General features: G+C 70.7%; 22 protein-coding genes. 18 read left to right on the top strand and 4 right to left on the bottom strand.

Annotated features, from left to right (window positions below; genetic code table 11):
• Positions 1-47: 47 nt before the first annotated feature.
• Together dapB and ACFUTX_RS14635 are read left to right on the top strand one after the other, a co-directional pair.
• On the top strand, positions 48-866 hold the full coding sequence (gene dapB / locus ACFUTX_RS14640; protein WP_378866169.1) for a 4-hydroxy-tetrahydrodipicolinate reductase: 819 nt from the start codon (positions 48-50) through the stop codon (positions 864-866).
• Positions 863-1,312: a hypothetical protein gene (locus ACFUTX_RS14635; RefSeq protein ID WP_378866166.1), complete on the top strand. Its 450-nt coding sequence runs from the start codon at positions 863-865 to the stop codon at positions 1,310-1,312. Before dapB ends, ACFUTX_RS14635 begins: the two co-directional genes overlap by 4 nt.
• Here ACFUTX_RS14635 and ACFUTX_RS14630 read toward each other — a convergent pair whose 3' ends face one another.
• The 4 genes from ACFUTX_RS14630 to ACFUTX_RS14615 form a co-directional block, all read right to left on the bottom strand.
• The gene (locus tag ACFUTX_RS14630; RefSeq protein ID WP_378866163.1) at positions 1,313-2,239 is read right to left on the bottom strand and encodes a TIGR01777 family oxidoreductase; all 927 of its coding nucleotides are present in this window, start codon (positions 2,237-2,239) and stop codon (positions 1,313-1,315) included.
• The gene (locus tag ACFUTX_RS14625) at positions 2,232-2,657 is read right to left on the bottom strand and encodes an OsmC family peroxiredoxin (RefSeq protein ID WP_378866160.1); all 426 of its coding nucleotides are present in this window, start codon (positions 2,655-2,657) and stop codon (positions 2,232-2,234) included. Before ACFUTX_RS14625 ends, ACFUTX_RS14630 begins: the two co-directional genes overlap by 8 nt.
• A gap of 123 nt (positions 2,658-2,780) precedes the next feature.
• Positions 2,781-3,317 carry a DUF4395 domain-containing protein gene (locus tag ACFUTX_RS14620; protein WP_378866157.1) on the bottom strand — a complete coding sequence of 179 codons (537 nt, stop codon included), beginning with the start codon at positions 3,315-3,317 and terminating at the stop codon, positions 2,781-2,783.
• Positions 3,310-3,747, bottom strand: coding sequence for a TlpA family protein disulfide reductase (locus tag ACFUTX_RS14615; RefSeq protein WP_378866154.1), 438 nt, complete (start codon positions 3,745-3,747; stop codon positions 3,310-3,312). The genes ACFUTX_RS14620 and ACFUTX_RS14615 overlap by 8 nt, the downstream gene beginning before the upstream one ends.
• A 107-nt stretch (positions 3,748-3,854) precedes the next feature.
• On the opposite strand from ACFUTX_RS14615, the gene ACFUTX_RS14610 reads away from it, so the two are divergent.
• From ACFUTX_RS14610 to ACFUTX_RS14535, 16 genes are all read left to right on the top strand, one after another.
• A complete protein-coding gene (locus ACFUTX_RS14610; RefSeq protein WP_378866151.1) occupies positions 3,855-4,664 on the top strand; it encodes a thymidylate synthase in 810 nt (269 codons plus the stop codon).
• Positions 4,661-5,185 carry a dihydrofolate reductase gene (locus ACFUTX_RS14605; protein WP_378866148.1) on the top strand — a complete coding sequence of 175 codons (525 nt, stop codon included), beginning with the start codon at positions 4,661-4,663 and terminating at the stop codon, positions 5,183-5,185. Before ACFUTX_RS14610 ends, ACFUTX_RS14605 begins: the two co-directional genes overlap by 4 nt.
• Positions 5,186-5,194: 9 nt before the next feature.
• A complete protein-coding gene (locus ACFUTX_RS14600) occupies positions 5,195-5,959 on the top strand; it encodes an SDR family NAD(P)-dependent oxidoreductase (RefSeq protein WP_378866146.1) in 765 nt (254 codons plus the stop codon).
• A gap of 71 nt (positions 5,960-6,030) precedes the next feature.
• A complete protein-coding gene (gene dapA / locus ACFUTX_RS14595; RefSeq protein ID WP_378866143.1) occupies positions 6,031-7,008 on the top strand; it encodes a 4-hydroxy-tetrahydrodipicolinate synthase in 978 nt (325 codons plus the stop codon).
• Between the two features lie 114 nt (positions 7,009-7,122).
• A complete protein-coding gene (locus tag ACFUTX_RS14590) occupies positions 7,123-8,799 on the top strand; it encodes a ribonuclease J (RefSeq protein ID WP_378866140.1) in 1,677 nt (558 codons plus the stop codon).
• 53 nt (positions 8,800-8,852) lie between these two features.
• Positions 8,853-9,347, top strand: a complete 495-nt coding sequence (locus ACFUTX_RS14585; RefSeq protein ID WP_378866137.1) for a GNAT family N-acetyltransferase — start codon at positions 8,853-8,855, stop codon at positions 9,345-9,347.
• 71 nt (positions 9,348-9,418) lie between these two features.
• Complete coding sequence (locus ACFUTX_RS14580) at positions 9,419-12,094, top strand: DNA translocase FtsK 4TM domain-containing protein (RefSeq protein WP_378866134.1); 2,676 nt, start codon at positions 9,419-9,421, stop codon at positions 12,092-12,094.
• Positions 12,095-12,152: 58 nt separating this feature from the next.
• Positions 12,153-12,725 carry a CDP-diacylglycerol--glycerol-3-phosphate 3-phosphatidyltransferase gene (pgsA, locus tag ACFUTX_RS14575; RefSeq protein ID WP_378866131.1) on the top strand — a complete coding sequence of 191 codons (573 nt, stop codon included), beginning with the start codon at positions 12,153-12,155 and terminating at the stop codon, positions 12,723-12,725.
• Entirely contained in the window at positions 12,722-13,183 is a 462-nt protein-coding gene (locus ACFUTX_RS14570) for a CinA family protein (RefSeq protein ID WP_378866128.1), read from the top strand. The genes pgsA and ACFUTX_RS14570 overlap by 4 nt, the downstream gene beginning before the upstream one ends.
• 171 nt (positions 13,184-13,354) lie before the next feature.
• The gene (locus ACFUTX_RS14565; protein WP_109211855.1) at positions 13,355-13,663 is read left to right on the top strand and encodes a helix-turn-helix domain-containing protein; all 309 of its coding nucleotides are present in this window, start codon (positions 13,355-13,357) and stop codon (positions 13,661-13,663) included.
• 36 nt (positions 13,664-13,699) lie between these two features.
• The gene (locus ACFUTX_RS14560) at positions 13,700-13,924 is read left to right on the top strand and encodes a DUF3046 domain-containing protein (RefSeq protein ID WP_378866125.1); all 225 of its coding nucleotides are present in this window, start codon (positions 13,700-13,702) and stop codon (positions 13,922-13,924) included.
• Between the two features lie 234 nt (positions 13,925-14,158).
• Positions 14,159-15,211, top strand: a complete 1,053-nt coding sequence (gene recA / locus ACFUTX_RS14555; RefSeq protein ID WP_378866122.1) for a recombinase RecA — start codon at positions 14,159-14,161, stop codon at positions 15,209-15,211.
• A 1-nt stretch (position 15,212) separates the two neighbouring features.
• Positions 15,213-15,857, top strand: a complete 645-nt coding sequence (locus ACFUTX_RS14550; protein ID WP_378866119.1) for a regulatory protein RecX — start codon at positions 15,213-15,215, stop codon at positions 15,855-15,857.
• A 78-nt stretch (positions 15,858-15,935) separates the two neighbouring features.
• The gene (gene miaB / locus ACFUTX_RS14545; RefSeq protein WP_378866116.1) at positions 15,936-17,486 is read left to right on the top strand and encodes a tRNA (N6-isopentenyl adenosine(37)-C2)-methylthiotransferase MiaB; all 1,551 of its coding nucleotides are present in this window, start codon (positions 15,936-15,938) and stop codon (positions 17,484-17,486) included.
• The gene (gene miaA, locus ACFUTX_RS14540) at positions 17,483-18,421 is read left to right on the top strand and encodes a tRNA (adenosine(37)-N6)-dimethylallyltransferase MiaA (protein ID WP_378866113.1); all 939 of its coding nucleotides are present in this window, start codon (positions 17,483-17,485) and stop codon (positions 18,419-18,421) included. Before miaB ends, miaA begins: the two co-directional genes overlap by 4 nt.
• Positions 18,418-18,858, top strand: a complete 441-nt coding sequence (locus tag ACFUTX_RS14535) for a GNAT family acetyltransferase (RefSeq protein ID WP_378866110.1) — start codon at positions 18,418-18,420, stop codon at positions 18,856-18,858. The genes miaA and ACFUTX_RS14535 overlap by 4 nt, the downstream gene beginning before the upstream one ends.
• Positions 18,859-18,885: the final 27 nt, after the last annotated feature.

Raw genomic sequence — 18,885 nt, 5'->3', positions numbered from 1 at the left:
AGGTGGAGCGCCGAGACCGGCGGAGGCGCCCGCCTAGGATGGTCCACATGACGACGCGCGTGGCCATCGTGGGCGGCACCGGCAAGCTCGGCGGGATCATCCGCGACGTGGTGGAGAGCGAGGACGGCTTCGACGTCTCGGCCGTGCTGTCCTCCCGCTCGCAGCTGGCAGACCTCGACGGCGCAGACCTCGTGGTGGATGCCTCGACGCCGGCGGTGTCGATCGACATCGTCCGCGCCGCCATCGAGCGCGGCGTGAACGTGCTCGTGGGCACGTCGGGGTGGTCCGCGGAGCGGATCGCCCTCGTGAGGCCGCTCGTGGAGGCGGCCGGCACCGGTGCGGTCTTCATCCCGAACTTCTCGCTCGGCTCGGTGATCGGCTCGGCCATCGCGGCGGTGGCCGCGCCCTTCTTCCCGTCGGTCGAGATCGTCGAGGCGCACCGCGAGACCAAGATCGACTCGCCGAGCGGGACAGCCGTGCGGACCGCCGAGCTCATCGCGGCCGCGCGCACCGAGGTCGGACCGGTCGAGTCGCCCCACGTCGACCAGCGAGCCCGAGGTCAGCAGGTCGCGAGCATCCCGGTCCACTCGCTGCGACGGCCGGGGGTGGTCGCGCGGCAGGAGACGATCCTGTCCGGGCCGGGGGAGAGCCTCACGGTGGTGCACGACACCATCGAGCCGGCGCTCGCCTATGGCCCCGGCATCCGTCTCGCGCTCGCCGCCGCCCTGGATGCGAAGGGCGTGATCGTGGGTCTCGACAGCTTCCTCGATCTGGGCCTGCGCCGGCCCGGACCGGCAGCGCCGGCATCGCGACCGGTCGACGAGGGCGACGTGCCCGGTCAGGTCGCCCGGGTCACGAGCGCATGAGCGCGCGCATCGGCGTCGCGGTGATGGCGGTGCTCCTCGCGGTGTACATCGTGCTGGTCGGTCAGCGCGCCTGGCTCCTCCTGACCAGCGGAGACACCGTCGGCGTGCTCATGGGCGCGGCGCTCCTCGTGCTGCCGCTGCTGGCGCTGTGGGCACTCGGACGCGAGCTGTGGTTCGGCGTGCGCGCCGAACGGCTCGGGCGCCGACTCGAAGCCGAGGGCGGTCTGCCCACGGAACAGGTCGCGGTGCGTCCCAGCGGGCGCGTCGAGCGCTCCGAGGCGGATGCCCTGTTCCCGGCGTACCGCGCCGACGCGGAGGCCCACCCCGACGACTGGCGCAGCTGGTACCGGCTCGGCCTGGTCTACGACGCCGCCGGCGATCGACGCCGGGCGCGCGAGGCGGTACGCCGCGCGATCCGCCTCGAGGGCGACGACCGCCGCGCCTGATCAGTGAGCGGGCACCGCGGCGGCGACGGCCTCCTCGACCGTGCGGTGACGGAAGGTGAAACCGGATGCCTCGAGCACGGCGGGGGCGACGTCGGCGTCGGAGGTCAGGATGGCCTCGGTGGCGTCGGCGCCGAGCGCGGTCCGTATCGCCCACACGGGTGCCCGGAGGGCGAACGGCCGGTTCATCCGCCGGGCGAGCGCGAAGCCCAGATCGTTCGCGGTGGCGCGCGTGGGCCCGGTGAGGTTCACCGGCCCGGTGAGGCCGGCGTCGATGACGTGCCGGATCGCGCGCACCTCGTCGTCGAGCGAGATCCACGGCCACACCTGCGTCCCGCGGCCGATCGGCCCGCTCACCCCGAGTCGGGTCAGCAGCAGGAGCGGCTTGAGCACGCCCTCCTTGTGAACGACGGGGGCGGTGCGCAGCAGGGCCACGCGCGCGTCGTCGCCCGCTCCCAGTGCCGCCGCCTCCCACTCCCCGCAGATATCCGCCAGGAACGTGTCGCCGCGCGGAGACTGCTCGTCGAGGCGCTCGCCGGGCACCGAGCCGTAGTAGCCCACGGCCGACGCCGACACGAAGGCCGGGGCATCCGCTCCCAGTTCGCGGACGGCTCGCGCGAGCGCCGCGGTCGGCGTGACCCGCGACCACAGGAGGGTCTTCTTGTACCCCGACGTCCAGGGGAACCGGCCGATGCTCGCCCCGTTCAGACCGACGACGGCCTCCGCGCCCGCCAGCGCGCCGGGGTCGAGCGGCCGGTCGTCCGTCAGCCACTCGACCTCATCCGGTGCCGTGGCGGGGTGCCTCACGAGGCGGGTGACCGTGACACCGTCGGCGCGAAGGCTTTCGGTGAGCGCGGAGCCGATCAGCCCGGAGGCGCCGGCGATGACGACACGACGCGTCGCAGCCTCGGCGCCCTCGGCATCAGGCAAGCGTCGCCTCGATCGTGATCTCGACGCCGGCGAGCGCCTGCGACACGGGGCAGTTGGCCTTCGCGGCCTGCGCGAGCCGCTCGAAGGTCTCGGCATCGAGGCCCGGCACGACCGCGTTGACGTTGAGATGGCTTCCGGTGATGCCCGTGCCCGGCTTGAAGGTGACGGATGCCGTCGTGTCGATCGACTCCGGAGGAGTGCCGTTCTCGGCGAGCGCCAGCGAGAACGCCATGCTGAAGCACGAGGAGTGGGCTGCGGCGATGAGCTCTTCGGGCGTCGTCGTCGACGTCGACCCTTCGCTGCGCGCCTTCCAGTTGACCTCGAAGGTGCCGAGGCCGGACGAGACGAACGTCACCTCGCCGCCGCCGGTGAAGAGGTCGCCCTTCCAGGCGGTGGTGGCTTCGCTGGTGACCGTCATGGGGTGCCTCCGTCTCGCGCGCCCCGACCGGGCGCCTCGCGGTCAGCCTAACCGGCGGCGAGGGCCTGGCGCGATGGGTGGACGACGCCTCGTGAGCGTGTTCGCTGCCGCCGCGGAGGGCCGTCAGGCGGCGGCCGGCCGGGCGCGTCCGACGAGGCCCGCGCGCTGCAGCACGAGGTAGAGCTGGCAGCCCAGGCACAGACCGAACGCGGCGTTGAGGAACGCCGCGACGAACGCCATGGCGGCCGCGATGGGGAGCGCCAGCGGAACGCCGAACAGCTGCAGCACGAGGCCGATGCCGGTCACGAACAGCCCGACGCCCTGCGCGAAGCGCGGCGGGCGCGGGTCTTCCAGCTCGGTCGGCGGCTTCAGCCGGGGCGCGACGGCGGTGCGGTACAGCGCACCCCACGGCGCGGTGCGCGGCGACACGACCGACCACAGGAAGAGCAGCGCGATGACGAGCAGCAGCAGGAACGCGGGGTCCAGCGCCCGCTCGGCGAGCGTGGCCGAGGGGAGCGCCCAGCCTCCGGTGCTCGTCTGCGCCGTCGACAGTCCGGTCAGGCCGAGCAGGACGTCGACGAGGAGGAGGACCGCGGTGATGCCGGCGACGAAGCGCGGCCCGCGCGGATCGATGCCGCGGGGGGTCGACGGGTCAGACATGGGCGCCCTCCGAGGCGAGACGGTTGAGCTCGAGTTCGAGCACCTCGCGGCTCGGCGTGCCGCCGAACCGGGTCTGGATCACGCCGTCCCGGTCGAGGACGAGGGTGGTCGGGGTCTGGAGCACGTGGAAGTGCTTGGCGATGTCGGGGCGGTGCGTGAGGTCGACGTCGAGGTGCCGCACCCCTTCGCGACCGTCGGCGATGGCCTTGAGCGTGCGGTGGACCCCGGGGCAGCGCGCGCACATCTCGGTGCTGAACTGCAGGAGCGTCGCGACCTCGCCCAACCCGTCGGCGCCCAGGCGCGCGGGTTCGACCACCTCGTGGGGGATGTGGCGCTGCGGGCGCGCCTGACGCCACCGCAGGTAGGCGCCCGCAGCGACCGTCACCGCCAGGAGGGCGGTGATGACGACGAGCGCGGACACCAGGTTCACAACTCATCAGCGTATCTGTGTTCACCTGAATGGATCCCGGATCCGTGAATATGACGCTCCGGCCGTAACAAACCCCCGTGGGGGAGGGCGCGGGTATCGTGGCAGCCGTGACCCGCGCGATCCCGACTCCCTACGAGGACCTCCTGCGTGACGTGCTGGAGAACGGCACTCACAAAGACGACCGGACCGGCACCGGCACGACCAGCGCCTTCGGGCGGCAGATCCGCTTCGATCTGTCTCAGGGCTTCCCGCTCATCACGACCAAGCGCGTGCACTTCAAGTCGATCGCCTACGAGCTCCTGTGGTTCCTGCGGGGCGAGTCCAATGTGCGGTGGCTGCAAGACAACGGCGTGACGATCTGGGACGAGTGGGCCGACGACGCCGGCGAGCTGGGCCCCGTCTACGGCGTCCAGTGGCGCTCGTGGCCGGCGCCCGACGGCGCCCACATCGACCAGATCTCGCAGGTGATCGAGCAGATCCGGGCCAACCCGGATTCCCGTCGGCTGCTCGTGTCGGCATGGAACCCCGCCGACATCCCCGACATGGCGCTCGCGCCCTGCCACGCGCTGTTCCAGTTCTACGTCGCCGACGGCCGCCTCTCGTGCCAGCTCTACCAGCGCAGCGCCGACCTGTTCCTCGGCGTGCCGTTCAACATCGCCTCGTACGCGCTGCTGACGCTGATGGTCGCCCAGCAGACGGGTCTCGAGCCGGGCGACTTCGTCTGGACCGGCGGCGACTGCCACATCTACGACAACCACCGCGAGCAGGTCCGCGAGCAGCTGACTCGGGATCCCTACCCGTACCCCACGCTGCGCTTCGCGCGGAAGCCCGAGTCGATCTTCGACTACGCCTACGAGGACTTCGTCGTCGAGAACTATCAGCACCATCCCGCCATCCGCGCCGCGGTGGCGGTATGACCCCGGAGCCCCCTCGAGCCCGCATCGGTCTCGTCTGGGCCGAGGCCCACGGCGGGGTGATCGGCGCCGACGGCGGCATGCCCTGGCATGTCCCGGAGGATCTCGCCCACTTCAAAGCCGTAACCCTCGGGTCGCCCGTGATCATGGGCCGTCGCACCTGGGAGTCCTTCCCCGACCGCTTCCGGCCGCTCCCCGGGCGGCGCAACATCGTGGTGACCCGCAACGCCGGCTGGGTCGCCGACGGCGCGGAGCGGGCGGGGTCGCTCGGCGACGCGCTCGCGATGGCGGCGGATGCCTCGCCCGAGTGGATCTGGGTGATCGGCGGGGGCGCGCTCTTCCGCGAGGCCATCGGCGGCGCCGACCGCCTCGAGGTCACCGAGCTGGATCTGGCCGTCGACGGCGACACCCACGCGCCGGAGCGCCCCGGCTGGCAGCCGGTGTCGATCGATCCTGTTGACGGCTGGCATACCTCGAGCGGCGGCATCCGATATCGCTTCGTGCGGCTGGAGCGACCCGCCTAGGGTTGTCGGATGACCAGGACCGCCCTCATCACGGGTGCCAGCTCGGGGCTGGGAGCCGAATACGCCCGCCAGCTCGCGGGGCGAGGAGCCGACCTCGTGCTCGTCGCCCGAGACGCCGCCGCGCTCGACGAACTGGCGGCCTCGCTGCGCCGACGGCACGGGGTCGAGGTCGAGGTGATGGCGGCCGACCTCCTCGATCCCGAGCAGCGCGCGCACGTGGAGCAACGTCTGGACGATCCCGGCAGACCCGTCGAGATCCTCGTGAACAACGCCGGGTTCGGGCTCCCGCTCGCCTTCGAGAAAAACGACATCGAGGACGAGGCCCGGCACCTCGAACTCCACGTTGAGGTGCCCATGCGCCTCACCCATGCGGCTCTCGGCCCCATGCTGCAGCGCGGCCACGGCCGCATCCTGAACGTCGCCTCGGTCGCGGGCTTCACCCCTCGCTCGACCTACGGCGCATGCAAGGGCTGGCTCATCAGCTTCAGCCGCTGGGCCGACAGCGCGTATCGCGGCCGCGGCGTCTCCGTGACGGCCGTGTGCCCCGGGTTCACGCACACGAACTTCCACGAGCGGGCCGGCATGCCGCCGGGCGAGGAGGGGGTTCCCGGGTGGATGTGGCTGGATGCCTCGGCCGTGGTGTCCGAGTCGCTGCGCGACGCGGCACGCGGGCGCGCGGTGTCGATCCCGTCGGCGAAGTACAAGGCCCTCGCCGCGTTGGCGCGGGTGGTCCCGTCGTCCCTGGTGGCGCGGGCTGCCGCGCGGGGGCGCTGAGCTCCGCAGCGGCGCCCGCAGGCACGCCCGATGGGGCGCGGCGGGGTGCGGCATCCCGATAACCTGAATTCATGACGCATACGGGCAACCCTTTCGGACAGGTGCTCGTCGCGCTCGTCACTCCGATGACGGCCGACGGCGAGGTCGACTGGCCCGCCGTCGAGAAGCACATCGACGACGTCATCTCCGCCGGCGCCGACGGGATCGTCGTCACCGGCACGACCGGAGAGACCTCGACCCTCACCGACGCCGAGAAGCTGCGCCTCGTCGAGGTCGGCAAGGACATCGCGGCCGGACGCGCGAAGATCATCACCGGCGGCGGGTCGAACGAGACCGCTCACGCCATCGAGCTGTACAAGGCGAGCGAGAAGGCCGGCGCCGACGGCATCATGATCGTCACGCCGTACTACAACAAGCCCACACAGGCCGGCATCCTGACGCACTTCCGCCTGGTCGCCGACGCCACCGACCTTCCGGTGATCCTGTACGACATCCCCGGCCGCACCGGCGTCCCGATCCGCTACGAGACGATCCTCCGGCTCGCGAAGCACCCGAACATCCTCGCGATCAAAGACGCGAAGGGCGACTTCAGCGAGGTCAGCCGGGTGCTGAACCAGACCGACCTCCTGTACTTCTCCGGCGACGACGCCAACGTGCTGCCGCACCTGGCGATCGGCGCCACCGGGCTCATCGGCGTGACGGCGAACATCGCGCCGGCGCCCTACCGCGCGATCGTCGACGCCGTCAACGCAGGCGACCTGAAGACCGCGACCGCCGCGCACCGCAGGCTCGAGCCCCTCGTGCGCGCCGTCATGACCCATGTCCCCGGAACCGTCTCGGCGAAGTACATCCTGCACGGCCTGGGCCGCATCGGCAGCCCTCGCGTGCGCCTGCCCCTCGTCGGCCCCGAAGAGTGGGAGGCCGCCAAGATCGAGGATGAGCTCGCTCTCGTCACCGACGTGCCCGGCGCCGACTTCTCCAACTTCCGACCCGACCGCAACGCCGCGGCCGGCGGAGCCCTGCCCAAGGTCTCGGGCACCACCCGATGACGATCCGCGGCGACGTGCTGTCGAGCCGGCGCCGGAGCGAACCGCAGACGGATGCCGTGGCATCCGGTATCCCCGGCGGCCCCTTCCGGGCCGCGATGACGTCAGGAGGCTGAAATGCCCACCACCCCGTTCGATCCTCCCGCCCTCGAGCAGGGGACGCTGCGGATCGTCCCGCTCGGCGGCCTCGGCGAGGTCGGTCGCAACATGACCGTGTTCGAGTACGGCGGGAAGCTCCTCGTCGTCGACTGCGGCGTACTCTTCCCCGAGGAGCATCAGCCCGGGGTCGACCTCATCCTCCCCGACTTCGAGCCGATCAAGGGACGGCTCGACGACATCGTGGGCGTCGTGCTCACCCACGGCCACGAGGACCATATCGGCGCCGTGCCCTACCTGCTGAAGCTCAAGCCCGACATCCCCATCGTCGGATCCGGCCTGACGCTGGCCCTCACCGAGGCGAAGCTGAAGGAGCATCGGATCCGGCCCTACAGCCTCACGGTCACCGAGGGCCAGCGCGAGAACCTCGGGCCCTTCGAGCTCGAGTTCATCGCCGTGAACCACTCCATTCCCGACGCCCTGGCCGTGGCGATCCGCACCCCGGCCGGCCTGGCGCTGGCCACCGGCGACTTCAAGATGGACCAGCTGCCGCTCGACGGACGGCTCACCGACCTGCGCGCGTTCGCGAGGCTCGGCGAGGAGGGCGTCGATCTCTTCCTGGTCGATTCGACCAACGCCGACGTGCCCGGATTCACCCCCCTCGAGCGCTCGATCGGACCGGTGCTCGACCAGGTGATCGCCGGCTCGCCTCGCCGGGTGATCGTGGCGAGCTTCTCCAGTCACGTGCACCGGGTGCAGCAGGTGCTGGATGCCGCCGCCGCCCACGGACGCCGGGTCGCGCTGCTCGGCCGCAGCATGCTGCGCAACATGACCATCGCCGAGGAGCTCGGCTACCTCCACGTGCCCGACGGCGTGCTCATCGACTACAAGAAGGCGCGCGACCTTCCCGACGACCAGATCGTCTACATGTCCACGGGATCCCAGGGCGAGCCGATGGCCGTGCTGAGCCGCATGGCGAACCTCGACCACGCGATCGAGCCCGGGCCCGGCGATACGGTGATCCTCGCGTCGAGCCTGATCCCGGGCAACGAGAACGCCGTTTACCGCGTGATCGACGGCCTCACGAAGCTCGGCGCCCACGTCGTGCACAAGGGCAACGCGAAGGTGCACGTCTCGGGCCACGCCGCGGCCGGCGAGCTGCTCTACTGCTACAACATCCTCCAGCCCCGCAACGTGCTGCCCGTCCACGGCGAATACCGCCACCTGATGGCGAACGCTCGCCTGGCACAGGACACCGGCGTCGACCCGGACCGCACGATCCTCGCCGAGAACGGCACGGTGATCGACCTGAAGGACGGCGCCGCGCGGGTCGTCGGGCAGCTCGACCTCGGCTTCGTGTACGTCGACGGCTCCACGGTCGGCGAGATCACCGACGCGGATCTGAAGGACCGCCGGATCCTGGGGGAGGAGGGTTTCATCTCGGTGATCGTCGTCGTCGACGCCTCGACGGGCAAGGTCATCTCGGGGCCCGAGATCCACGCCCGGGGGTTCGCGGAGGACGACGCCGTGTTCGACGACGTCAAGCCGAAGATCGCCGCGGCGCTCTCCGAGGCGGCGAAGTCGGGCGTGCGCGATCAGCACGCTCTCTCGCAGGTCGTGCGGCGCACGATCGGACGGTGGGTCAACCAGTCGCTCCGCCGGCGGCCGATGATCGTGCCGCTGGTGATCGAGGCCTGAGCACACCAGCACCCGGCGGGGAGAGGCATCCGTCCCCCCGGTAAACTCCCGGCATGCCCACCGCCTTCCGGATCCGCGCCGCGGCGCAGGGCGACGGCGCGTTCCTCGCCGACATGGTGGTCGAGGCGGCGAACTGGCGGCCCGGCGGCGGACTGCCCAAGCACCAGGTGGTGTCGGGGTCCGAACACAGCCGGTACGTGGCAGGGTGGATGCGTCCGGGGGATGCCGGGTTCGTCGCCGAGGACGCGAACGGCGAGCCGATCGGGGCGGCCTGGTATCGGATGCTGCCCCGCACCGACCCCGGGTTCGGCTACGTCGGCACGGGCGTCCCCGAGCTGATCATCGGGGTCCGTCCGATCTGGCGGGCGCACGGAGTCGGCCGGGCCCTCCTGCAGCGGCTGTGCGAGCACGCCAGGGCGCAGGGTTTCGGCCGCATCAGCCTGAGCGTCGAGCGAGGCAACTTCGCCGCGACGCTGTACCGCAGCGAAGGCTTCGCGGTGGTCGAGGCCGCCCACGGCCGCGACACCATGGTCAAGCGGCTGCGCTGACGCGTCGCGCCGCGTCGCGAAGCCCCGCGTGGTTCCGCGGAAAAGTCCGTGGTCCGGCTTACCGTGGGGGAATGGCCAGGAGCTCCAGCCCGACCAAGAGCGGTCGCGCGCCGTCCCGCACGCAGGGCGCGTCGTCGCGCGCGAAGAAGCCCGAGCCCGCGCCCAAGCGGTACGTCGGCGAGTCCGAGCGCCCCCCGCTCGTGGTGCGCGCCTGGCTGGGACTGGCCCACGCGACGGGAGCGCTCTTCCGCGCGTTCGGACCCGAGACGCTCGAGAAAGACCAGCGTCGCGACGGCTTCCCGTTCTTCCTCGTGCTGCTGGCGGTCGCCGGGGCGGTCAACGAGTGGTTCTTCATCGGCAGCGAGGTCGCGAAGAACATCAGCGCCTACACGGTCGGCGCCCTCGTCGGGCGCGAGGCGTTCGTGCTCCCGGTGCTGCTGCTCGTCCTCGCGGGATGGATGTTCCGGCATCCGTCGTCGGTGCACGACAACGGCCGCATCGGCATCGGCTTCGGGCTCCTCATCCTCACCGTCGCCGGTTTCTGCCACGTCGCAGGCGGGCGCCCCCAGCCCCGCGAGGGACTTCCGGCTCTCAGCGAGGCCGGCGGGCTCTTCGGCTGGATGATCGCCGAGCCACTCGCCCTGGTGCTCACCGACATCGGCGCCTACGTCGCGCTGACCCTCCTGGCCGTCCTCAGCGTCCTCATAATCACGAAGACCCCGCCGAACCGGATCGGCCGGCGGCTGGGCGAGCTGTACGCGTGGATGTTCGGCGCCGAGCCGCGGGAGGAGCGCGACACGGCGGCGATGGGATCCGCCGATCCGGATGACGAGACCGACCCTTCGCTGCCGTGGTGGCGTCGCAACAAGACCGGGCGGGAGAAGGATCCCGACGGCGTCCTCGGCTCCGAGGATCTCACCGCGCTGCTCACCCCCGGCGCGTCCGAGGGCGGCTTCGAGCAGGTCCTCGAGCCGCCGGCGGCGCCGTCGCCCAGCGACGCGATGACCGAGGTGATCGACCCCGGCGTCCTCGCCGCGGCCAAGGGCGCCAAGGGCGGCGGCACCGCGCTGCGCGACGACGCCGACGACCCGCTCGCCGACGGCATCCTCCCCGGTCTGGACGGCATCGGCACCGACGTGCCGACCGCGTCGACGGCGCCGTACCGGCTGCCCTCGGTGCACGCGCTCGCCGCGGGCACCCCGCATGTCGCGCGCTCGCAGGCCAACGACGACACGGTGCGGGCCATCACCAGTGTGCTCGACCAGTTCTCGGTCGACGCGCGCGTGACGGGCTTCTCGCGCGGGCCGACCGTGACGCAGTATGAGATCGAGCTCGGTCCCGGCGTCAAGGTCGAGCGGATCACGGCGCTCACCAACAACATCGCCTACGCCGTCGCGTCCAACGAGGTGCGGATCCTCGCGCCGATCCCCGGCAAGAGCGCCATCGGCGTCGAGATCCCCAACACCGACCGCGAGATCGTGACCCTGGGCGACGTCCTGCGGTCGCAGAACGCTCAGCAGTCCACGCATCCCATGACCATCGGCGTCGGAAAAGACGTCGGCGGCGGCTACGTCGTGGCCAACCTGGCCAAGATGCCCCACCTGCTGGTGGCCGGCTCGACCGGCTCGGGTAAGTCCAGCTTCGTCAACTCGATGATCACTAGTCTGCTGATGCGCGCGAAGCCGTCCGACGTGCGGATGGTGCTCATCGACCCCAAGCGCGTCGAGCTCACCTCCTACGCCGGAGTTCCGCACCTCATCACGCCGATCATCACGAACCCGAAGAAGGCGGCGGAAGCCCTGCAGTGGGTCGTGAAAGAGATGGACATGCGATACGACGACCTCGCGTCGTTCGGGTTCCGCCACATCGACGACTTCAACAAGGCCGTCGTCGCCGGAGAGATCACCCTTCCCGCCGGGAGCGAGCGGGTGCTCAAGCCGTACCCGTATCTGCTCGTGGTGGTCGACGAGCTGGCCGACCTCATGATGGTCGCGCCGCGAGACGTCGAGGACTCGATCGTCCGCATCACGCAGCTCGCTCGAGCCAGCGGCATCCACCTGGTCCTGGCCACGCAGCGGCCCTCGGTCGACGTCGTGACGGGCCTGATCAAGGCCAACGTGCCGTCGCGCCTGGCCTTCGCCGTGACCAGCGTGACGGACTCTCGGGTCATCCTCGACCAGCCGGGCGCCGACCGCCTCATCGGTCAGGGTGACGGCCTCTTCCTGCCCATGGGCGCGTCCAAGGCGCTCCGCGTCCAGGGCGCGTGGGTGAGCGAGCAGGAGATCGAGAAGGTCGTCAAGCACGTCACGGCGCAGGCGCGGCCCGAGTATCGCGCCGACGTCCAGGCCGCGGCGGAGAAGAAGGAGATCGACGCCGACATCGGCGACGACCTCGAGCTCCTCCTGGCCGCGGCCGAGCAGATCATCTCGACCCAGTTCGGATCGACGTCGATGCTGCAGCGCAAGCTCCGCGTCGGGTTCGCGAAAGCCGGCCGGCTCATGGATCTGCTCGAGTCCCGGGAGATCGTCGGTCCGTCCGAGGGATCGAAGGCGCGCGACGTGCTGGTGACGCCGGATCAGCTGCCGGCGGTGCTCGCCCGACTGCGCGGCGAGGACGTTCCGGATGCCGCGCCCGCCCCGGCAGCCGACCCCTACGGCGCCGACGCCGTCGATGCGCAGTTCGACGGCTACCCCGTCGTCGAGGGCGACGGCGACGAAGACGCGTGGGGACTGACCGGCCGGGATTGACGGTACGGACCGCCGGGCGACACCGCAGCTTCCGACCCGTCGCCGATAGGCTCGGCCCATGGCGATCCCGCGGCAGCTTCCCAACTCGATCACGATCGTGCGCATCCTGTGCGCCCCCGTCTTCCTGTGGCTGCTCCTGGCGGACGGCGGCGCCGACGGGCCGCTGCGGTGGTGGGCCGCCGCGCTGTTCATCGTCGCGATCGCGACCGACGGCGTCGACGGCTACCTCGCCAGACGTCACCACATCGTCACCGACCTCGGCAAGCTGCTCGACCCCATCGCCGACAAGGTGCTCACCGGCTTCGCCTTCGTCGGACTCTCGATCCTCGGCGAGCTGCCGTGGTGGATCACGATCGTCGTGCTGGTCCGCGAGATCGGCATCACCGTGCACCGGCTCGTCGTCGCGAGCGACCACGTGGTCGCCGCGGCGTGGATGGGCAAGCTCAAGACGGTCGCCCAGGGTGTGGCGCTCTCCCTCGCGCTGCTGCCGCTGTGGACGGTGGTCGGCGACGGCATCTTCTGGGTCAACGGCGTCGCGATGACGATCGCGGTGATACTGACGATCGCCAGCGGCATCGACTACGTCGTGACCGAGTTCCGCGGGGCGCGCCGGGCGAAGGGCGTCGCGTGACCGCTGCGGCCGACGTGCTCGCCCGGCTGGCGGCCCGGGGCTGGACCATGGCGGCGGCGGAGTCGCTCACGGGCGGGATGGTCGCGTCGAGCCTGGTCGACGTCCCCGGAGCCTCCGCGGTCTTCCGTGGCGGGGTGGTCGCCTACGCGACCGACGTCAAGCGATCCGTGCTCGGTGTCGATGCGGATCTCCTGGCGTCGGCGGGCGCCGTCGATCCCGAGGTCGCGCGGCAGATGGCGGCGGCGGCCCGAAGGGTCCTCGGGGCGGACGTCGGGATCGCCACCACGGGGGTGGCCGGGCCGGAGCCCCAGGACGGCAAGGCTGTCGGCACGGTCTGCCTCGCCGTCGTCACCCCCGAGGGGGAGTGGACCACCACCCGGCTCTTCGAGGGGGACCGGAGCCGGATCCGTGAGTCGGCGACGACGGAGGTCCTCACCGAGTGTCTCGCGCGGCTCTGAGCCCCGGCATCCGGATGTCCTCCGCCTCGCGGGAACATCGCGTGTTTCTTCTCGGTTACATTCGGTGATTCCCACCCACTCCCCAGTTCGGGGGATTAGATTGGCATCAACGGGTGCTGTACTGTTGTCCACCCCGGACAAGCGGAATCAGAAGTGAGGAGGGGGCCCACAATGATCCTGGTACGTCAAGAAATCGGCGAAGTGCTTCGTGATTTCCGCCAGCAGAAGGGTCGCACCCTCCGCCAGGTCGCGAGCCGCGCCAGCGTGGCACTCGGCTACCTCAGCGAGGTCGAGCGGGGTCAGAAAGAGGCGTCGAGCGAGATCCTCGCGTCGGTCGCCGAGGCCCTCGACGTCCCCATCTCCACGATCATGCGCGAGGTGGGCGACCGCATCTCGGTCCTCGAGGGCCTGCAGACCTTCCCCGACGTCGTTCCCGACGACCTCGTGGCGTCCGTCGACGCCGAGCTGTCGCTGCGCTGAGCATTCGTCCCGACCTTCCCGGAGCCGCACCTCTTCATGCGTCGCAGTGAGTTCGACCGTGCCGTCTCCGACGAGTTCGGTCCCCGCGGCGGGGCGCTGATCGCCGATCTGGTGCTGTCCGCGCTCGGAGACCGCACTGCCGTGGAGGCGCTGGCCGCAGGCGTGCCCCCGCGAGAGGTGTGGCTCGCGCTCTGCGCCGAGACGGACGTGCCGCCGGAGCGGCGCTACGGAGCCGGCCGGCTCGAGCCGAAGCGCCGCTGACGCGGTCCACGGCGTGTCGCAGTCGAACAGGTGTTCGACTCGGCGTAGGCTCCTGCACAGCAGGTGTCGAGAGCCCGTCTTCCCACGAAGGCGGGGGAGCGAAGACGGATGTCGGAGCCCCTCCCTAGCGTGGAAGACGTCGAACGACACCTCACGCCTTGTCGCAGCATCCGTCCCACCGGGTCGGAGCGCGACAGCCTACAGGCGACGGAACGCGAGCATAAGGAGCACGCCATGCCCTCAGCAGTTGACCGCGAGAAGGCCCTCGAATCGGCCCTCGCCCAGATCGACCGGCAGTTCGGAAAGGGCTCGGTCATGCGGCTGGGCAGCGACGAGCGCGCTCCTGTCGAGGTCGTTCCCACGGGATCGATCGCCCTCGACGTCGCGCTCGGCATCGGCGGGCTTCCCCGCGGCCGCATCATCGAGATCTACGGTCCCGAGTCGTCGGGTAAGACGACCCTCACGCTTCACGCCATCGCCAATGTGCAGCGCGCCGGCGGGATCGCCGCGTTCATCGACGCCGAGCACGCGCTCGACCCCGACTACGCCCAGAAGCTCGGCGTCGACATCGATTCCCTGCTCGTCTCGCAGCCCGACACCGGGGAGCAGGCGCTCGAGATCGCCGACATGCTGGTGCGTTCGGGTGCGATCGACCTCGTCGTCATCGACTCCGTCGCCGCTCTCGTCCCGAAGGCCGAGATCGAGGGCGAGATGGGCGACTCGCACGTGGGTCTTCAGGCCCGCCTGATGTCGCAGGCACTGCGCAAGCTCACGGGTGGGCTCAACCAGACGAACACCACGATGATCTTCATCAACCAGCTGCGCGAGAAGATCGGCGTCTTCTTCGGTTCGCCCGAGACCACGGCGGGCGGTAAGGCGCTGAAGTTCTACGCATCCGTCCGCCTCGACATCCGTCGCATCGAGACGCTGAAGGACGGCACCGAGGCGGTCGGAAACCGCACCCGCGTGAAGATCGTGAAGAACAAGATGGCGCCGCCCTTCAAGCAGGCGGAGTTCGACATCCTGTACGGCGTCGGCATCTCGCGAGAGGGAAGCCTCATCGACTTCGGCGTCGAGCACGGCATCGTCAAGAAGTCCGGTGCCTGGTACACGTATGACGGCGAGCAGCTCGGCCAGGGCAAGGAGAACGCCCGCAACTTCCTCATCAAGAACGACGATGTCGCGTCCGAGATCGAGTCGAAGATCAAGGCGAAGCTCGGCATCGGCCAGCCGAAGTCGGTCGAGGCACCCGCGCAGGACGAGCTGGCTGCCCGCCGACCCGCCTGACATGAGCGGCGACCACGGGGGCGAGCGCGACTCGCTCGCCCCCGTCATCCCTCTGTTCGGTGGTCGCGCCGTGGCGGACGATCCCACGGGATCCGAAACGTGGCACCCGACATGGGTGTCCGATCGTCGGGTCGCTGACGGCGAAGACCCCGCCACGCCGGGCGTCGAGCTCGCGGAGAAGGCGCTGCTGAAGAAGCTGCGCACCCGCTCGCTGTCCGTGTCGGAAGCCCGTGCCGTGCTGCGCGAACACGAACTCGACGACGCGCAGACCGACGACATCGTCGCAGCCATGGAGGAGTACGGGTACCTCGACGACGCTGCGCTGGCCGAGCAGCTCGTGCATGCCGGCGCCGAGCGCAAAGGTCAGGGCCGGCAGGCCATCGCGCAGACCCTGACCAAGCGGGGCATACCGCGCGACGTCGCCGATATCGCCCTGGCCGCGCTCCCCGATGACGACCTGGAGCGCGCGCTCGAATATGCGCGCGGCAAAGCCCGGAGCCTGCGCGACCTGGAGCGCGACACGGCCCTCCGCCGCCTCGCCGGTCAGCTGGCGCGACGCGGCTACGGCGGGTCCCTCGCCCTCACCGCTGCGCGCATCGCCCTCGACGAGCGTCCACCTGCATCGGGCGGCGTCCGCTTCGTCTAGCGGACTCGACCCGGTCCGTCGCGCCGGAGGGTGCGGGAGCCGGTGCTCACACCCGCGGATCGTAGAATGGCAGCCATCATGACCACCCCCCTCAGCTCTCCGACGCTCATCGAGCCGTCAGGCGCCGCGCTCGACGCCGATGGCCGCGCCCGCACCTACGAGGTGCGCACGTTCGGCTGCCAGATGAACGTGCACGACTCCGAGCGACTGTCGGGTTCGCTCGAGAGTGCCGGTTACGTCCGCGCCGCCGTCGGCGAAGAGGCCGACGTCGTCGTCATCAACACCTGCGCGGTCCGCGACAACGCGTCCGGCAAGCTGTACGGCACGCTCGGCCACCTCAAATCCCGCAAAGACAAGCGCGACGGCATGCAGATCGCGGTGGGCGGGTGCCTGGCCCAGATGGACAAAGACGCCGTTCAGCAGAAGGCGCCGTGGGTGGACGTGGTCTTCGGCACCCACAACATGGGCTCGCTCCCCAGCCTCCTCGAGCGCGCGCGCCACAACGGCGAAGCCGAGCTCGAGATCCTCGAATCGCTCGAGGTGTTCCCGTCCACGCTGCCCACGAAGCGCGACAGCGTCTACAGCGGGTGGGTGTCGATCTCCGTCGGCTGCAACAACACCTGCACGTTCTGCATCGTGCCCAGCCTGCGCGGCAAAGAGAAGGACCGCCGCCCCGGCGACATCCTCAACGAGATCCGGCTCCTGGTCGACGACGGCGCCATGGAGGTCACGCTCCTCGGGCAGAACGTGAACTCGTACGGCGTCGAGTTCGGCGACCGGCAGGCGTTCGGCAAGCTGCTGCGCGCGGCGGGCGCGATCCCCGGCCTCGAGCGCATCCGGTTCACGAGCCCCCACCCTGCCGCCTTCACCGACGACGTCATCGACGCGATGGCCGAGACCCCGGCTGTCATGCCGCAGCTGCACATGCCGCTCCAGTCGGGGAGCGACCGCATCCTGAAGGCGATGCGCCGGTCGTACCGCAGCGAGCGGTTCCTCGGAATCCTCGATCGCGTGCGTGCGAAGATCCCGAACGCGGCGATCTCGACCGACATCATCGTCGGGTTCCCCGGTGAGACCGACGAAGACTTCGAAGACACCCTTCGAGTCGTCGAGCAGGCGCGGTTCGCCAGCGCGTTCACGTTCCAGTACTCCATCCGCGAGGGCACCCCGGCGGCAACCATGTCCGACCAGGTCCCCAAGCACGTCGTCCAAGAGCGCTACGAGCGGCTGGTCGCGTTGCAGGAGCGCATCTCGCTCGAAGAGAACCAGAAGCAGGTCGGGCGCGAACTCCAGGTGCTCGTCTCGACGGGCGAGGGCAAGAAAGATGCGGCGACCCACCGTCTGACGGGCCGCGCCGAAGACAACCGCCTGGTGCACTTCGAGGTGCCGGAGGGGTCCGCCCTTCCGCGTCCCGGCGACGTCGTCAGCGTGACCGTGACGCACGCCGCGCCCTTCCACCTCCTCGCCGACGCCCCCGACGGCGCGCCTCTGCGCATCCGCCGCACCCGGTCCGGCGACGCGTGGGACCGCTCGCAGGCCGAGTCCTGCGGCGTCCCGGCCCCGGCAGGCTCGGCCGCGAACCCGAAGGCCGTGTCGCTCGGGCTGCCCACCCTCCGCATCGGCGTGTGACCACCGACACCGGAGCGTCGGCACCGCCCCGCCTGTGGGTCGTCGTCGGCGCGACAGGAACCGGCAAGACGGCGCTGTCGCTCGATCTGGCCCAAGCCCTCGGCGACCGGGGAAGACCGGCAGAGATCGTCAACGCCGACGCCATGCAGCTGTATCGAGGCATGGACATCGGCACCGCCAAGCTGCCGCAGACGCAGCGACGAGGCATCCCGCATCACCTCTTCGACGCTCTCGACCCGCGGCAGGACGCCGCCGTCGCCTGGTACCAGAGCGCTGCGCGCGCCGAGATCACCGCGATCCACGCGCGCGGAGCGGACGCGATCCTCGTGGGCGGGTCGGGACTCTACGTCTCCGCGGTCGTCTTCGACTTCCGCTTCCCACCTCACGACCCGCAACTTCGGGCGACCCTCGAGGCAGACCTCTCCGCCCACGGCCCGGGGATGCTCTACGGCCGCTTGCGGGATGCCGACCCGGTCACCGCGGCCCGCGTCGATCCGAAGAACGGGCGGCGCATCGTGCGCGCCCTCGAAGTGCTCGCCGCCGGTGCCGCCACGCACGGCGCCGCGCTCCCCGACGACCCCGTGCTCTGGCATCCCGACACCCGCATCATCGGCGTCACGGTGCCCCGCGACGAGCTCGTCGCCCGGCTCGACGAGAGAGTCGGTCGGATGTGGCGCGACGGCCTGCTCGACGAAGTCGCCCGCCTGCGGGCCCACGGCCTCGAGGACGGCGTCACCGCCCGGCGGGCCATCGGCTACGCCCAGGCGCTGGGGCAGCTCGACGGGCAGCTGAGCGAGACCGAGGCGATCTCGCAGACCCAGCAGCTCACCCGCCGTTACGCCCGGCGCCAGGTCTCGTGGTTTCGCAGGTACCGCGGAGTCCGTTGGGTCGAGCCCGGGCACGATGCCGCCGATCTCGTGAAGGAGCTCTCATGACGATCCACATCCGCCCCTTCGAGGAGCACCAGACATCCGAGGTGGTCGCCCTCTGGCGGGCGGCCGGGCTGACCCGTCCCTGGAACGACCCGCACCTCGACATCGCCCGCAAGCTCCGCGTGCAGCCGGAGCTGTTCCTGGTCGCGGTCGACGACGGGGCGGTCATCGGCACGGTGATGGCCGGCTACGACGGACACCGCGGCTGGCTGTACTACCTCGCCGCGGCGCCGAACCGTCGCGGGGAGGGCATCGGCAGACGCCTCGTCGAGGCGGCCGAGGAGCGACTCCTCGCGCTGGGATGCCCGAAGGTGCAGCTCATGGTCCGCCCCGAGAACGAAGCCGCGCGCGGGTTCTACGATTCCCTCGGATACGAGCCGTTCGACATCTGGGCCACCGGCAAGCGACTCATCGTCGACGGCCCCGCCGACGGCGTCTGACCCGGCGGCCCGAACCTGGGGCCACGG

The sequence above is a fragment of the Microbacterium sp. NPDC057407 genome, assembly GCF_042803895.1.
Taxonomy (GTDB): Bacteria; Actinomycetota; Actinomycetes; order Actinomycetales; family Microbacteriaceae; genus Microbacterium.
This window is presented reverse-complemented; position numbering and strand designations above follow the sequence as displayed.

Excerpts from the sequence above, each read along its gene's own strand:
- ACFUTX_RS14605 (WP_378866148.1), top strand. The coding sequence starts at position 4,661 with ATGACCCCGGAGCCCCCTCGAGCCCGCATCGGTCTCGTCTGGGCCGAG.
- ACFUTX_RS14565 (WP_109211855.1), top strand. The coding sequence starts at position 13,355 with ATGATCCTGGTACGTCAAGAAATCGGCGAAGTGCTTCGTGATTTCCGC.
- ACFUTX_RS14635 (WP_378866166.1), top strand. The coding sequence starts at position 863 with ATGAGCGCGCGCATCGGCGTCGCGGTGATGGCGGTGCTCCTCGCGGTG.
- miaB (WP_378866116.1), top strand. The coding sequence starts at position 15,936 with ATGACCACCCCCCTCAGCTCTCCGACGCTCATCGAGCCGTCAGGCGCC.
- ACFUTX_RS14625 (WP_378866160.1), bottom strand. The coding sequence starts at position 2,657 with ATGACGGTCACCAGCGAAGCCACCACCGCCTGGAAGGGCGACCTCTTC.
- ACFUTX_RS14620 (WP_378866157.1), bottom strand. The coding sequence starts at position 3,317 with ATGTCTGACCCGTCGACCCCCCGCGGCATCGATCCGCGCGGGCCGCGC.
- pgsA (WP_378866131.1), top strand. The coding sequence starts at position 12,153 with ATGGCGATCCCGCGGCAGCTTCCCAACTCGATCACGATCGTGCGCATC.
- ACFUTX_RS14600 (WP_378866146.1), top strand. The coding sequence starts at position 5,195 with ATGACCAGGACCGCCCTCATCACGGGTGCCAGCTCGGGGCTGGGAGCC.
- ACFUTX_RS14550 (WP_378866119.1), top strand. The coding sequence starts at position 15,213 with ATGAGCGGCGACCACGGGGGCGAGCGCGACTCGCTCGCCCCCGTCATC.
- dapA (WP_378866143.1), top strand. The coding sequence starts at position 6,031 with ATGACGCATACGGGCAACCCTTTCGGACAGGTGCTCGTCGCGCTCGTC.
- ACFUTX_RS14580 (WP_378866134.1), top strand. The coding sequence starts at position 9,419 with ATGGCCAGGAGCTCCAGCCCGACCAAGAGCGGTCGCGCGCCGTCCCGC.
- dapB (WP_378866169.1), top strand. The coding sequence starts at position 48 with ATGACGACGCGCGTGGCCATCGTGGGCGGCACCGGCAAGCTCGGCGGG.
- ACFUTX_RS14535 (WP_378866110.1), top strand. The coding sequence starts at position 18,418 with ATGACGATCCACATCCGCCCCTTCGAGGAGCACCAGACATCCGAGGTG.
- ACFUTX_RS14560 (WP_378866125.1), top strand. The coding sequence starts at position 13,700 with ATGCGTCGCAGTGAGTTCGACCGTGCCGTCTCCGACGAGTTCGGTCCC.
- ACFUTX_RS14585 (WP_378866137.1), top strand. The coding sequence starts at position 8,853 with ATGCCCACCGCCTTCCGGATCCGCGCCGCGGCGCAGGGCGACGGCGCG.
- ACFUTX_RS14590 (WP_378866140.1), top strand. The coding sequence starts at position 7,123 with ATGCCCACCACCCCGTTCGATCCTCCCGCCCTCGAGCAGGGGACGCTG.
- recA (WP_378866122.1), top strand. The coding sequence starts at position 14,159 with ATGCCCTCAGCAGTTGACCGCGAGAAGGCCCTCGAATCGGCCCTCGCC.